Raw genomic sequence first — 12,462 nt, 5'->3', positions numbered from 1 at the left:
GACCATCAGCATCGAGGAAGGCCCGCTTCTATGTGCGGAAGCGACCCGGAGTGGGGAATTTCGGTGAGCAGAACTGGGGAATTTCAGTGAGCGCCGTCAGGGTTTGGTGTTTTCCGTGGAGGGGACGTGTCAACGGCCCGCCAACGAGGCGGGAGAGACCATCGTGTGTACGGGGCGCGCAGTCAAGGACGGTTATGACTATCAGCTGACCGTGTTCAGCGAGGATACGCAGGGGAATCTGCAGGTGGCATTGGACGTGCGCCCATCCTGATTCCTCTTTGGTCTGGGCCGACGCGCCTCCAGGAGTGTCGGCTCCTGCTTCGCTGACGGTTCCTTGGCAGGACTGGTCCACGGCCCAAAGCTGGCGGCCCACCTGTCCGGCGGATGCCCGTGTGAGTGGCTGTGAGTCTTGTGAGTCTTGCAGCACCAAACCTCACCGGAGAGGGTTCCGCATTCAGCCCTTAGGTTGGGGGGATGGATGGAGAGGTTCTGGCCGGGGGAAACTCGAGCACGGTCGTGCGGGTAGGCGACACCGTTCACCGCCCCACCGGACCTTGGACTCCCGCGATACATCAACTTTTGAGCACACTCCGCGCGGCGGTCGTTACGGAAGTGCCTGAGCCTCTTGGCCTGGACGACGAGGGCCGCGAATTGCTTTCTTACCTTCCGGGAGTAGTCGGCAACTACCCAATGCCAAGCTGGATGTGGTCGCCGACGATCTTGCACGAGGCTGGCTCTTTGCTTCGACGGGTGCATGACGCCAGCGCGCCACTCGCGCACGCGGCCGCTGAATGGCAGCTGCCTGCGCACGAGCCAATCGAGGTGGTGTGCCTGAATGACGTCGCACCGTACAACATGGTTTTCCAAAACGGGCACGTCACGGGACTTATCGACGTCGACATGGCCTCCCCCGGACCACGGATTTGGGACCTCGCTTACCTCGCCTATCGACTCGTCCCGCTCGGCGAGTACTCAGACCCTGAAGCGCCAGGACGAGATGCTCGCCCCGACCGGCTTGATGCGCTCATCCGTGCCTACGGCTATGAGTTCGACCAGGCTGCCGTTCTTCGGGCAGCAGCGGACCGCATGGAGGATCTGGCCGTGTTCACGGATCAACGTGCCGCCAACACGGGCCGCACTGATTTCCTGGAGCATGCCGCACTGTACCGCCGCGACCGCGACCGACTTCTCGACATGTCCGCAGACCTGAAGGCCCCGTGAACGCTGATATCCAGGTAGTCCAAGTCAATGATCCGCGCCTGAAGCGTCTAACCGAGGCGGGGTACTTCGTTGTCGGCGAATCGTGGGGTGCCCGCCTGCGCCTGAGCGATCCGCCCAACCTGACGGTCCTAAACGCGGCCGTCGTGGCGGCAACGGACCAAGGATTCCGGATCGAGGAACTCGCTGCCAGCTGGGCGCCTCAGGTCACGGCCCTTGAAGCCGCGAACCACGCCGACTACCCATTCACGCCAGCGACATCCGTGCCCCACCGCGACGAGTCCAACGTGCTCGAACTATGGAAATCCGGGTGCCGCCTCTTTGGTGCCATCAATGACGGGCAACTCGTGGCCGTCAGCGCACTTTGCCTGACTACCGGGCGCGCGGAAACCGAATTCACTTCCGTCCACCGTTCCTATCGCCGCAGAGGACTCGCCGTTGCCGTCAAGGCCGCATCGATCACGGCGTTGGCCAACGACGGCGTCAGGATCTTCGGCACAGGTGGAGCTCAGGTCAACGCCGGCAGCATCCGCATGAACGAGCACCTTGGCTATGCCATTGAAGAACGCTGGGTCAGCCTCACGCTGCCGCTATAGAACAAGATCGCCCACCCGGAGGAGGTTACGTGTCTACGGCCTCAAGAATGCGCGTCATCAGGGCGATCGAAGCCCAATGAAATCTTCCTCAGCGCACGAATGTGGTCGTCGAACGTGTTTCTACCTGTTGCGGTTAGACGAAGCCAGGTGATGCGGCGGGAATCGTCGCGCGATGCTGACGTTTTCTTGGTGACGCTGACGAAGCCGGCGTCAATGAGGGCCTTCGATTGCTTCGAGAGCGTGGCGTCGCTGACGCCGAGCGTGTCGCGGAGTACGCCGAAGTCCAGCTCATCGACCGAGCGGAGGAGTCCGCATATCCGCAATCGCAACGGTGCATGAATGATCTCGTTGAAAATACCATCAGCGGACATGGCGAAGACGCTCTCGCATCGTCGAGAAGATTAGTCTCGCGAGCCAGAAGACCCATGCAAAAGCCACGACTGCCGGAACCGCAATCCACCAGATCAAGCCTGTGGCTGCGAGCCCCAGGGAGACGCTGAAAAGGGCGAGCGTGCCCAACACGGCCGCAGCGAATGCCGCCCACGCCTGCACCCCAAAGCGCGTGAATTTGATGCCTGTAACCCGGAATGACAGGGCGACCAACAGAATTCCGGCAACAAGAGCCGTGCTCAGCACAAAGTCCCCGGCTCCCTCGCCGGGGAAAGCAGGTGTCACCACATAACTGGCAGCGATGAGTCCGAATCCAGGTGCAAGCCATTTCGGTGCCCGGACCTTCTCAACAAGACGGGCCCGGTCAGCTTGGAGTTCCTCAAGGAGCCCGGATACGACCCGGGCGTCATCCGGCCCGCTCGGCGTCAAGTTATTTTCCATAACGGTAAGTCTATCCAGTCATTTTCCGCAACTGCAAGTGACTTGGGCTGGGCTGGCATGGCCGAGGCCCCGAGACTGAATCCATTACCCGCCTGACGGCGCTGTGGGGGTCTGGACGGAGCGTGCCGAGTTGGCGATCTCTTGGAGTGCCGCGAGGTGCTGATCAAAAGCCTGTCGCCCACGACTGGTGAGAGACACATTCGTCCGCCGGCGGAAGTCGCTCCGGTCAGGTGATGAGTGTTTAGAGGTGGTGATGTAGCCGAGTTCCACGAGATTCCGGATGGTTTTCGAGAGGTTCGCTTCGCTGACTCCGAGAGTCGACGTCAGCGCGGAGAATTCAGCAGAGTCGACCGGACGAAGCATCGCACACAGCCGCAGCCGAGTCGGCGCATGGATTGACTCGTCGAAGTGCGCGTCAGAGCCCACGTCGGAGCTCCGCGCCATATATCCGGTCGTAGAACAGGCCGCCTGGAAACATCGTTACGAAGCCGATAGCGGCCGTGGCCACGATCCACGCCTGCTGTCCAGCGACAGTGAGCAGGGCGGAGACGAAGAGCATGAACAGCACCAGAACTCCGATACCGATCAAGACGAGCAAGCTTCGGGGCCCAGGAATACGGCTCGTGGAAAGTCCTGTGCTTTTCCTGTACGCGACTTCCAGGAACACGGTCACGGCGCAAGCGCCAGCGATGACTGTGGCTCTCCAAACCGGACTATTGATGGCCGGGGAGCCAACGATGGCAGCAGTCACGAGCCCGAGCACCGGGTAGTACCAGGCAGGAGCTCGAGTTTGACTAGCGAGCTTCCGCCGATCGGCACTGATTGCCTCGAGGGACGCTTGTGCCGCAGTCGGAGTCTCGTGCCCAAGCGAATTACTTTCCATGCACTTGAGCATTTCACATAACCACAAGTTAAGCAACTAGAGAGGGGTGCACCGGCTAGGAGATGACTTGGCAGTCGGACGAGCAACTGCTGTTTCAAACGTCCGTCCGTAGCTCCCCTCTGGCGATGAACGGCCCCGTGAGCAAACTCAGCACAGCAGAAGCCGGCGTTCACGAACAATCGCCCGCGAAGCGTTCCCAAAAGCCACTCCCCCGAAACTTCGGGACCTCGGCAAATTGGCGCTGAATCTGCGTCTGTGGACGTCCGGCTTACGGGCGCCAATGTGCGTACACCGCTGAGCGGCTGCAAAGGAACGTACCGCCGGCCCACACGAGCAGTCGGTGGCATTCGGCGAGCTCGATAGACGTTGGCAGTTCGCGGGAAGTGGTCACGCGAGGTAATTGCTCAGAGCTTCGAGCAGGCCGCGGGTGCCTCCCTCACGACCGGGCCCGTCGGCCCAGAACTGGTCGAAAAAAACGCCGTGCTCGATGTGCGTAAACCGGGTGCCCTCGTTGATCGGCTCGAACTCCAACGACGCCACGGACGTCGACATATGGACCCCGTTGAGCCACATGTCGTACGTCGTGACGATGCGGACGTGCTCGACGATGTCGGTGTAGGTGGCTTCGTATCGCGTTACCGGACCGTTGTGAAACTTTCCCTCGTCGATGTCGCGTCCGCCGACGCGGAAATCGAACACCCACTCACCGGGCTCGATGCTGTCGCCGGCGCCCCACCAGCGCCGCTTCTGGTCCTCGTGGGCGAACGCGTCCCAAACGCGCTCGCGAGGAACAAGGTAGTCGCGGGTGAGGGTGAAGCCGGCGCGGGCGAGGCGGCGTTCGATCGTCATGTGTGCGTCCTATCGGGTCAGGGTGACGTGGATCTCGCCGCTCTCGGCCACTTCCGTGGTCACCGTGTGGGTGAGTTCGAAGCCGCGCAGGTCGTCCCACAGGCGATTGCCTCGGCCGAGGAAGATCGGGGCGACCATCAGGTGCAAGTCATCGACCAGGCCGGCGCGCAGAAAGTCGCGCGCCGTGCTGTACCCGCCGCCGACGCGGACGTCCAAGTCGCCCGCGGCGTCTGTCGCCTCGGCGAGAACGTCCTCGATTGCGGCGCTGCGGAAGTGGAATGTCGTTCCGCCCTCCATCGGGATCGACGGTCGCGGTGCGGTGTGGGTGAGCACATAGACGGGGGTGCCATGCGGGGGTTTGTCACCCCACCAGCCTTTCCAGTCCGCGTCGTCTGGAAAGGAGTGGAGTCCGAACATGCCCGCTCCCATGACTTCGGAGCCGACCCCCTCGAGGAACGCGACGGCGTACCGCTCGTCGACGCCGGTCGTGCCGGCTCCGCTAGTGTCGCCGAAAACATGCTCCCGGAACGTGCGGGTCGCGGCGTACGCTGCTGTGAGACGGCCCCAATCGGCGCCCATCGGATCTTCGGGCGTCGGGTCCGCCGGCGTGTAGCCGTCCAGCGACACGAACAGGTCCATGCGAACGCGAGTCATATCAAATCTCCTTCGGGGCAGTAAGGGTGAGGTGGATGCCGAGCCCGTCGGCTTTGTGTTCTGCGGGCGTTCGCTGCTCACCAAGCCACAGGTGCAGCACGTCGAGGGCGCCCGGTCGCAGGCTCACGGTGCGCACCCGTCCGTGCTTCTCCGATGTGATCACTCCTGCGTTCTCGAGGATGCCTAGGTGCTGCATGAACGACGGCAACGCCATCGAGAACGGTGCCGCGAGTTCGGACACAACCGCTGGGGACTTCGCCAACCGCTCCACGACGCCCCGTCGCGTGGGATCCGCGACAGCGCGCAGCACGGTATCGAGGTCATCATAATACTTAGGCACATGCCTAATTATTGGTGACGGGCGGCGATTCGTCAACCCGCTCACGCGAGGAACGTGCTCTCGTTTGGAGACTCTACGGATCGATCGTTTAGCAACAGGTCGACAGGGAATCGGCCCGCTCAGGGTTCCCCAATGCCACTCCCCCGACACTTCGGAACCTCGGCGGATTGGCGCCGAATCTGCGTCCGTAGACGTCCGGCCTACGGAACGTCTATCGGTCGATCAAAGCGATCCTCGTGGGCAGCCAACGAGGCTTAAGCTGAGCAGCGACAGCGAAGCCCCTGTGGGAGGTTGCGCGAGAGCGCGCGAATACCGTCTTTGGTCGGTGGGCGCAGTGTGCTCCTCGGCACGGCTCGGCAATCGCCGCCTGGGCTCACTGAATCGATCGGGTTCGCTCGCCTACGATTTGTTGAGCGTGGCCGCTGCGCGGACGAGCTCTTGGAAGGCTGTGGCGTTGATCTTGTCGCCCTCGTGTAGGTCGATGGCTCGCCTCACGCCTGCGGTCTGGCTGGCGTTGAAGAGTTCATCGGCGTCGTCGAGCGAGGCGCCTTTCGCGAAGGTGAGTTTGACCTTGTCCTTGTAGGTCTCGCCGGTGCAGATGAGCCCATCGAGACTCCACGTCGGCACGCCGAGCGGGTTGGTCGCCTTCTGCCATTTGGTCTCTTCGACCACGTTCGGCTCGGCCTCAAGGATCAAGCCGCGAATGTGGGCCAGCATGTCGCCACGCCAGTCGCCTAGTGCGGCAATGATCTCATCTATCGACGTCATCGGAATCTCCGCTACCTTTCCGTCACACCGGGCGCAGCCAGCACGTCACCCATAGTATGAGACCTCGACGGAAAGCGTGACCCTCATGGACGAGACTGCAGCTTTCGAGCGGGAGCGCACCCGGTTGTTGCGTATTGCCGGGCGAATCCTGCGGGACGACGCAGAGGCCGAAGACATCGTCCAGCAAGCGTGGCTGCGCCTTCACTCCACCGAGGCTGTCATTGACAACCTGCCCGGCTGGCTGACCACGGTGACCACGCGGCTCTGTTTGGACAGGCTGCGCGCCCCGAAACCGGTCCTCGTCGACGATCTGGCGTTCCCTTCGCTGACTGAAGATCCAGCCGACACACTTGCCCTGGCCGACACGGTTGGGATTGCGCTCCAGGTGGTCTTGGACCGCCTCACACCAAGCGAGCGGGTAGCGTTCGTGCTCCACGACAGCTTCAGCTTCGATTTCCCCACGATCGCCGCGATGCTCGGAACCACTCCCGCCGCTGCACGCAAGCTCGCTTCGAGAGCGCGCAGCAAGGTCCGCCCGGAAGGCGCACCGCGCCGCCGAGCTGACTGGGAAGTTGTGGATGCGTTCCTCGCCGCCGCCCGGCAGGGCGATTTTGAGCAGCTTTTGGCGCTGCTGGCGCCGGGGGTGGTGGTCGCCGGTGATGAAGCGGCGATCTTGGCGGGAACGCCAACCCGGATAGAAGGACGGAGCGTAGTCGCAGCGATGTTCAACGGCGCGGCCAAAGCCGCGTTGCCCGTGTTCATCGACGGCCGCCCGGGCGCGGCATGGTTTCATCGTGGCTCGCCGCGGGTCGCGTTCGATTTCACGGTCGTCGACGGGGTTGTCGATCGGATCGATTTCCGCGCCGACCCGGCCATTTTGGAGCACCTCATCCGCCGTGATGCAGGAGTGCAGCGGAGCTGACCGGCGGCCTGCAACAATCGAACCCCTTAGCGGTCACACCTGCTGGCGCTCCACCGTCATACAGGTAGCAAACCTCAAACGGGGCGACGCGTTCACAGTCAGGATTCGAATCAATGAAAACAATGACCTGCCGCCAGCTGGGCGGCCCTTGCGAAGAACCGTTGCTCGGCAAAACGGCTGATGAAGTTATCAAGGCCCAAGACCGCCATCTCAAAGTCGCCGTCAAGGCCGGAGACACCACCCACGAGCAAGCACATAAGGAAATGAAAGATCGTTGGAAGCACCCAAGACAATCAATGGACTGGTACTCCTCCACCAAGACGGCGTTCGCCGAGTCAGCCGAGGACGACTAACCGGTCGCAGCCGCCCAAAGAACCGCAACGGCCCACTGCGGGGCTACACGGCGAGACCTTCCCCAGCGCGCCCGCTCCGCTGTATCCCGGCGTTCGGCTTGCGGGCGCTTTGATCACATCGATAACGATCGTGAGCGATTCGCCACTCCATATGTCCGCACCCCTGAGGAGCACAACCGACGAAAAACTGATGTCCTTCGTCAGGACTCCTGGGACGATCTATAGATGACTAAGCAATCCTTCCGCGCTCGAATCGCCGCAGGGCGGCGTCACTCCGTTGGCCTGACCGCGGATGGGTCGGTGCTGACCGCGGGCATCCCGAAGGCGGAAGAGCGTCGCGTCGAGCGGTGGAGCGGCATCGTCGCAGTCGCAGTCGGCAACGTGCACACGGCGTCCAACACCGGGCGATCCCACACGGTGGGGTTGCTTGAAAACGGCACCGTCGTAGCGACCGGCTGGAACAACAACGGACAGTGCGACGTCGACAGCTGGACGAACGTCGTAGGTATCGCCGCCGGTTGGCGACGCACACTCGCGCTCCTCGCAGACGGGACAGCGCGCGCGGCTGGTCGACAGAGCGAAGGGGCGTGCGATGTTGATGAGTGGAACGAGCTGGTCGCCGTCGCAGCGGGCGACTGGCACTCCATTGGGCTTCGGGCAGACGGCACGGCCGTAGCTGTGGGAAACAACCGCAGGGGCCAATGCGAGGTGACCGGATGGCACGATCTGCAGGCGGTGGCGGCGGGATATCTGCATACCGTCGCCCTAACCAGAGACGGGCATGTGGTCGCGACGGGAGACCGAACGTCCGGCGTCGAGGACATCGCCGTGTGGCGCGATGCCGTAGCCGTGGCAGCGGGCAGTTGTCACACGGTTGCCATTGTCGCAGGGGGCCGAGTTCTCGCTGCCGGCGACAACAGTCGCGGCCAGTGCGATGTTGCATCTTGGCGTGAAGTTGTGGCGGTTGCGGCCGGTTCTACGCACACGCTCGGACTTCGCGCCGATGGGTCAGTGTTGGCCGCCGGCAACAACGATGACAGGCAGTGCGACACCGCGGGCTGGCACCTCGCCGCTTCCGGCTGACCGGAAGCCGATGGCGCTTCGGGCAACGTCCCGCTGAGGGTTCCTAAACGCCACTCCCCCGAGATATTGGAACTTCGGTGAACTGGCGCCGAATCTGCTGCCTTGGACGTCCGGCTTACGGGCGCCGTGCATGTGAGGATGAACTATGTGATGCATGAGGGTCAAGTGGAGCTTGCCGCGGACGAAGTGGCCTCTGCGATCGCGGCGCAGTTCAGCGATTTTGCTGGGTTGCCCGTAGAGAGTGTCGAGTCAGCCGGCACCGTTGTCGCACCGTTTCGAGTCGGAAAGCACGTCGTCGCCCGACTGCCGCTTGTGCCGACCGATTCGGATGTCGCACGAGAGAATGCTCGCGGTGAACAGGAGCACGCGGTCATTCTCACCGACCTTCTCGACATTGCCGTGCCACAGCTGATTGGTGTCGGTGAACCGTTTGAAGGGTACGCGGGTGTCTGGTCCCTCTGGACATGGTTGCCGGGAAGATCACTCGACCGATTAACAGTGTCTCGGGATGTTCGTCTCGCGACTGACCTCGCAACTGTTATCGGTTCGATTCAGTCGGTGCGGTCGGACGGTCGGCCGTGGAATGGCGTGGGTCGAGGGGGAAGCCCGCTCGCCGACACGACCTGGGTGCGGGAGTCGATTGACCGATCAGCCCATCTCATCGATCGGGTGAGGGCGACTGCCGTGTGGGAGCGGGCGCTTTCGGCCCGACCACATATCGACCCTCCGCTGCGCATCCATGGCGACCCGATGCCTGGCAATTTCCTCATGAACAACGGTGTGCTCACGGGCATGGTGGATGTTGGAATGCCGGCAATTGGCGATCCGGCTGCAGATCTCCAACCTGCGTGGGTTCTCTTCGAGGAACCGGCACGCAGTACATTCGTCACCGCAATGGGGCTCGACGTTGCGGCCCAGGAGCGCGGACGCGGCTGGGCTTTCGAGATGGCGATTGGTGGCCTGCACTACTACGAACACACCAATCCGGTGTTCTTTAGCCAAGCGTTACAAACTTTGGAACGGCTACTGACTGAATAAGCGCCGACGGAGCTCGGCCCGTCGGCGCGCAAGCGGCCCGCAGCCGGACCGTCTTTCGCGAGACAAGCGCGGCACTGAGCGTTCGTTCATCGAACGCACCTCCGGTCAGCGCGAGCCAAGAACCTGGCGCGGATGTCATCACAATATGCGCTGCGACACGGCACCGTCGGGACAGACAACAGGACTGGAGCGTGGGCAATGGTTCGTTTAGGGGTTCGGGCGGGCGCATTGATCTGTACGGCGGCTCTGGTCCCCACCGGGTGCGCACCCGATGATTCGATCTCGCAGATCCGAAGCTTCTTGGCCGCCGAGAGCGGCCCGGACGACGTGCTCCCGTCCGGGGTCGAAGACGCGACGAGCGATCCCGAATCCAGCCGTTTCGTCGGCGACCTCGCTGGTGTCAGCTACTTCCTCACGAAGCACCTCGATCCGGTCTCCGGGGCACCGGGCTACTGCCTCGTGATCTCCAACCCGACGGAGGGTGCAGCATCAAGCTGCGCATCAGATGTCAACGCAACACGTTTGTGGGTTAGCAGCTCCGGGACGGGCAGCGCCAGAGTCGTGGTTGCCGACGACATCATCCCGAACGGGTGGACGAAGCTCGGCGACTTCCTGATCGTCAACCCCGAAAAGTGACTCCCTCGGCTGGACTCCGTTACCAACCTGCGGCACCGGCGCGCTGAAGGTTCCCAAACGTCACTCCCCCCAAAAACTTTGGAAGTCCCCATTGTGGTCCACGACGCGGTCTTGGCGTGGTGCTCCTTGACCCTGCGGTGTACACGCACGCTCGCTCAGGCCGCCGAGGACGTAGCGGTCGCCCAGGTCGCGCGTGTCAGTGCCGGACGTCGGGCGAGCCGGTTATCACCCGGCAATACGTCGCCCCGTGAATCAGGCTGGACGATGCGTCTAACGCGACGTCAATCGCGCGCACTTCCAGTACGCGCAGGCAGAGCGGAATCAAACATGAACTTCGAAAGAACTAGTCCAGACGGTCGCTCCTGTCCACAATGAGCCATCTAGAGTCGATCATTACCGAGGCCAAACGGCCCGTAACTTCCGGGGGTGCGCATGAAACGACGACGCGGTCGGAATGTCCCGATTGTCGGGACAGCTGTAGGGGTGTCCATCGGCCTGGTGCTGCTCACCGCATGCTCGTCAATACCGGCCGGCATTGGCCCCTCATTCGACGCGACCGAAGCGGCATATATCGCTTGGAGCGTTGACGGCAACACGGTCGATGCGGGCAAGGCCGCCCAAAGTGCCGATGAGCAACTCGTAGTCAGCTGGGCGGCGGTCCTTCGAGAGAACGCCGGCGAAAGCGATCGCGGCCAGACACAAGACCTCAGCAGTCTCGTGAGGAACGCCGCTGACATCATGCAGAAGCGATCCGCGGGAACTCTGGAACAGCCAGTGCTGAGCGACTTCAATGAGTCCACCAGTGCCTTCATCGATAGTTGCTCGAAATAGCGACTGGATAGGCGCCGGACGAGGTGGAGAAATGGCTGCCGCTACCTTCGATCAGGCTGCACTGTGGAACTCGACGCCAAACGTCGCTTCGCGAACGAGAGGTGGTGCATGGTCGTCGACAAGGGTTCCTGACGCGACACCTTGTCCGGGCCTGAGTATGGTTCAAACGTGGAGTTTGTCGAGGCAGATGGCGTCCAGATCGCCTACGAGCGGGTCGGTGAGGGGTCGCCCCTGGTCTTCGTCCATGGCGCGGCTGAGGACAGTCGCATCTGGCAACCGCAGCTTGCCGGCCTGGCCGACGAATTCACTGTCGTGGCGTGGGACGGGCCAGGGTCTGGCCGGTCCTCCGACCTTCCGAAGGGCTTCGGCTTAGCAGGCTTTGCGGACGGGCTCGCAAGGCTGATCAAAACGCTTGAGCTCGGGCCCGCGCACGTCGCAGGCCTGTCCTGGGGTGGCACTGTGGCGCTTGAGCTCTACCGCCGCCATCCCGGGCTCGTCGCGACCCTGATCATGATCGACACCTACGCCGGCTGGAAGGGATCGCTGCCCGCAGACGAGATACGTGCGCGGGTCGCACATGCCCGCCAGATGCTCGCCGCGCCGCCGGAGGACTTCGACCCCACGCTTCCCGGACTCTTCGCTGGCGATCCGCCTGTGAAGGTTGTGCCTCTGCTCGCCGCCATCGCAGCCGACGTCCGCCCCGCCACCCTCGGGTACCAACTTGACATTATGGCCGAGACCGACTTGAGCGACTTGCTGCCTCACATATCAGTTCCGGCGCTGCTGATCTGGGGACAATTTGATGCTCGCTCGCCGCTCAGCGTGGCCCGCCAGTTCGAGGAGGCGATCCCGGACACGACACTTGTCACGATCGAGGGCGCAGGCCACATGAGCAGTCTCGAGCGGCCCGAACCGGTGAACAACGCCGTGCGCGAATTCTGTCGTGCCCACCCACCATCGCGTTTGGGGTAACGGGCGACCAGCCCATACGAGCAGCCGCTGACACGAGGCCTTGGCTGTCAGCCATCCTCTTTGGGGCAATCGTCCCGCAGAAGGTTGCCCAATGCGATTGTGCGGTCTAATGTGAGTGAGTGCTCACATCACCTATCGAAGCGGACACGTCCGCGGCATCCATCACCACCGACGGCCTACTGCGCCAGTTCGGCAGTCTCACGGCGCTTGATGGCGTCAGCATGGTTCTTCCCCGGGGCGGCGTGGTTGGCCTCCTTGGCCCCAACGGGTCCGGCAAGTCGACTCTGATCCGCATCCTGCTCGGGCTCATTCCACCGACATCGGGCCGGGCCACCGTATTCGGCCACTCGACCACGAACCCCGCCCGCTACGCACACGACGTCGGAGCACTCATCGAGGCACCGTCATTTGTTCCGGGGCTCTCGGCTCGAAAGAATCTCCTGTCGCTGGCTCGCCTGCGAGGATTGCCTTCGACCCGGGTCGCCGAG

The 12,462-nt window shown here is 62.9% G+C and carries 18 protein-coding genes; 10 read left to right on the top strand and 8 right to left on the bottom strand.

Annotated features, from left to right (window positions below; genetic code table 11):
• Positions 1-750 precede the first annotated feature (750 nt).
• Both E3O62_RS17160 and E3O62_RS12325 read left to right on the top strand, forming a co-directional pair.
• A complete protein-coding gene (locus E3O62_RS17160; protein ID WP_241973473.1) occupies positions 751-1,221 on the top strand; it encodes a phosphotransferase in 471 nt (156 codons plus the stop codon).
• Positions 1,218-1,814 carry a GNAT family N-acetyltransferase gene (locus E3O62_RS12325; protein WP_134398707.1) on the top strand — a complete coding sequence of 199 codons (597 nt, stop codon included), beginning with the start codon at positions 1,218-1,220 and terminating at the stop codon, positions 1,812-1,814. Before E3O62_RS17160 ends, E3O62_RS12325 begins: the two co-directional genes overlap by 4 nt.
• 41 nt (positions 1,815-1,855) lie before the next feature.
• Here the strand turns inward: E3O62_RS12325 and E3O62_RS12320 are convergent, their stop codons facing one another.
• From E3O62_RS12320 to E3O62_RS12290, 8 genes are all read right to left on the bottom strand, one after another.
• Positions 1,856-2,185, bottom strand: coding sequence for a transcriptional regulator (locus E3O62_RS12320; protein ID WP_134398706.1), 330 nt, complete (start codon positions 2,183-2,185; stop codon positions 1,856-1,858).
• Positions 2,175-2,645, bottom strand: coding sequence for a hypothetical protein (locus E3O62_RS12315; protein WP_134398705.1), 471 nt, complete (start codon positions 2,643-2,645; stop codon positions 2,175-2,177). Before E3O62_RS12315 ends, E3O62_RS12320 begins: the two co-directional genes overlap by 11 nt.
• A gap of 84 nt (positions 2,646-2,729) precedes the next feature.
• Entirely contained in the window at positions 2,730-3,089 is a 360-nt protein-coding gene (locus E3O62_RS12310) for a transcriptional regulator (RefSeq protein WP_134398704.1), read from the bottom strand.
• Positions 3,061-3,234: a hypothetical protein gene (locus tag E3O62_RS16620; RefSeq protein ID WP_166786478.1), complete on the bottom strand. Its 174-nt coding sequence runs from the start codon at positions 3,232-3,234 to the stop codon at positions 3,061-3,063. Before E3O62_RS16620 ends, E3O62_RS12310 begins: the two co-directional genes overlap by 29 nt.
• Positions 3,235-3,915: 681 nt before the next feature.
• On the bottom strand, positions 3,916-4,377 hold the full coding sequence (locus tag E3O62_RS12305) for an SRPBCC domain-containing protein (protein ID WP_134398703.1): 462 nt from the start codon (positions 4,375-4,377) through the stop codon (positions 3,916-3,918).
• A gap of 9 nt (positions 4,378-4,386) precedes the next feature.
• Complete coding sequence (locus E3O62_RS12300; protein ID WP_134398702.1) at positions 4,387-5,031, bottom strand: dihydrofolate reductase family protein; 645 nt, start codon at positions 5,029-5,031, stop codon at positions 4,387-4,389.
• Between the two features lies 1 nt (position 5,032).
• Positions 5,033-5,371 (bottom strand): helix-turn-helix transcriptional regulator, encoded by a 339-nt coding sequence (locus tag E3O62_RS12295; protein WP_134398701.1) that lies wholly within the window; start codon positions 5,369-5,371, stop codon positions 5,033-5,035.
• A 399-nt stretch (positions 5,372-5,770) separates the two neighbouring features.
• On the bottom strand, positions 5,771-6,139 hold the full coding sequence (locus E3O62_RS12290) for a DUF1801 domain-containing protein (RefSeq protein WP_134398700.1): 369 nt from the start codon (positions 6,137-6,139) through the stop codon (positions 5,771-5,773).
• Positions 6,140-6,224: 85 nt separating this feature from the next.
• Here E3O62_RS12290 and E3O62_RS12285 point away from each other — a divergent pair, with 85 nt between their 5' ends.
• The 8 genes from E3O62_RS12285 to E3O62_RS12250 form a co-directional block, all read left to right on the top strand.
• Entirely contained in the window at positions 6,225-7,061 is an 837-nt protein-coding gene (locus tag E3O62_RS12285; protein ID WP_134398699.1) for a sigma factor, read from the top strand.
• A 113-nt stretch (positions 7,062-7,174) separates the two neighbouring features.
• A complete protein-coding gene (locus E3O62_RS12280) occupies positions 7,175-7,414 on the top strand; it encodes a hypothetical protein (protein WP_134398698.1) in 240 nt (79 codons plus the stop codon).
• A 225-nt stretch (positions 7,415-7,639) separates the two neighbouring features.
• On the top strand, positions 7,640-8,497 hold the full coding sequence (locus E3O62_RS12275) for a chromosome condensation regulator (RefSeq protein WP_134398697.1): 858 nt from the start codon (positions 7,640-7,642) through the stop codon (positions 8,495-8,497).
• Positions 8,498-8,635: 138 nt separating this feature from the next.
• Complete coding sequence (locus E3O62_RS12270; protein WP_134398696.1) at positions 8,636-9,535, top strand: phosphotransferase; 900 nt, start codon at positions 8,636-8,638, stop codon at positions 9,533-9,535.
• Positions 9,536-9,733: 198 nt separating this feature from the next.
• Positions 9,734-10,171 (top strand): hypothetical protein, encoded by a 438-nt coding sequence (locus tag E3O62_RS12265; protein ID WP_134398695.1) that lies wholly within the window; start codon positions 9,734-9,736, stop codon positions 10,169-10,171.
• Between the two features lie 483 nt (positions 10,172-10,654).
• The gene (locus tag E3O62_RS12260; protein ID WP_134398694.1) at positions 10,655-11,002 is read left to right on the top strand and encodes a hypothetical protein; all 348 of its coding nucleotides are present in this window, start codon (positions 10,655-10,657) and stop codon (positions 11,000-11,002) included.
• Positions 11,003-11,170: 168 nt separating this feature from the next.
• Positions 11,171-11,974 (top strand): alpha/beta fold hydrolase, encoded by an 804-nt coding sequence (locus E3O62_RS12255; RefSeq protein WP_134398693.1) that lies wholly within the window; start codon positions 11,171-11,173, stop codon positions 11,972-11,974.
• A gap of 119 nt (positions 11,975-12,093) precedes the next feature.
• Positions 12,094-12,462 (top strand): ATP-binding cassette domain-containing protein (locus tag E3O62_RS12250; RefSeq protein WP_134398692.1); only part of this gene is annotated, 369 nt, incomplete at its 3' end.

The organism is Cryobacterium sp. TMT2-15-1, from assembly GCF_004402345.1.
In the GTDB taxonomy this organism is placed as follows: Bacteria; Actinomycetota; Actinomycetes; order Actinomycetales; family Microbacteriaceae; genus Cryobacterium; species Cryobacterium sandaracinum.
The sequence above is the reverse complement of the archived record's forward strand: the minus strand, read 5'-3'. Positions and strand labels throughout refer to the sequence as shown.

What these genes read in the sequence shown, in the direction of transcription:
- E3O62_RS12310 (WP_134398704.1), bottom strand. Translation starts at nt 3,089, where the DNA reads ATGGCGCGGAGCTCCGACGTGGGCTCTGACGCGCACTTCGACGAGTCA.
- E3O62_RS12265 (WP_134398695.1), top strand. Translation starts at nt 9,734, where the DNA reads ATGGTTCGTTTAGGGGTTCGGGCGGGCGCATTGATCTGTACGGCGGCT.
- E3O62_RS12280 (WP_134398698.1), top strand. Translation starts at nt 7,175, where the DNA reads ATGAAAACAATGACCTGCCGCCAGCTGGGCGGCCCTTGCGAAGAACCG.
- E3O62_RS12300 (WP_134398702.1), bottom strand. Translation starts at nt 5,031, where the DNA reads ATGACTCGCGTTCGCATGGACCTGTTCGTGTCGCTGGACGGCTACACG.
- E3O62_RS12285 (WP_134398699.1), top strand. Translation starts at nt 6,225, where the DNA reads ATGGACGAGACTGCAGCTTTCGAGCGGGAGCGCACCCGGTTGTTGCGT.
- E3O62_RS12275 (WP_134398697.1), top strand. Translation starts at nt 7,640, where the DNA reads ATGACTAAGCAATCCTTCCGCGCTCGAATCGCCGCAGGGCGGCGTCAC.
- E3O62_RS12290 (WP_134398700.1), bottom strand. Translation starts at nt 6,139, where the DNA reads ATGACGTCGATAGATGAGATCATTGCCGCACTAGGCGACTGGCGTGGC.
- E3O62_RS12315 (WP_134398705.1), bottom strand. Translation starts at nt 2,645, where the DNA reads ATGGAAAATAACTTGACGCCGAGCGGGCCGGATGACGCCCGGGTCGTA.
- E3O62_RS12320 (WP_134398706.1), bottom strand. Translation starts at nt 2,185, where the DNA reads ATGTCCGCTGATGGTATTTTCAACGAGATCATTCATGCACCGTTGCGA.
- E3O62_RS12305 (WP_134398703.1), bottom strand. Translation starts at nt 4,377, where the DNA reads ATGACGATCGAACGCCGCCTCGCCCGCGCCGGCTTCACCCTCACCCGC.
- E3O62_RS12270 (WP_134398696.1), top strand. Translation starts at nt 8,636, where the DNA reads ATGAACTATGTGATGCATGAGGGTCAAGTGGAGCTTGCCGCGGACGAA.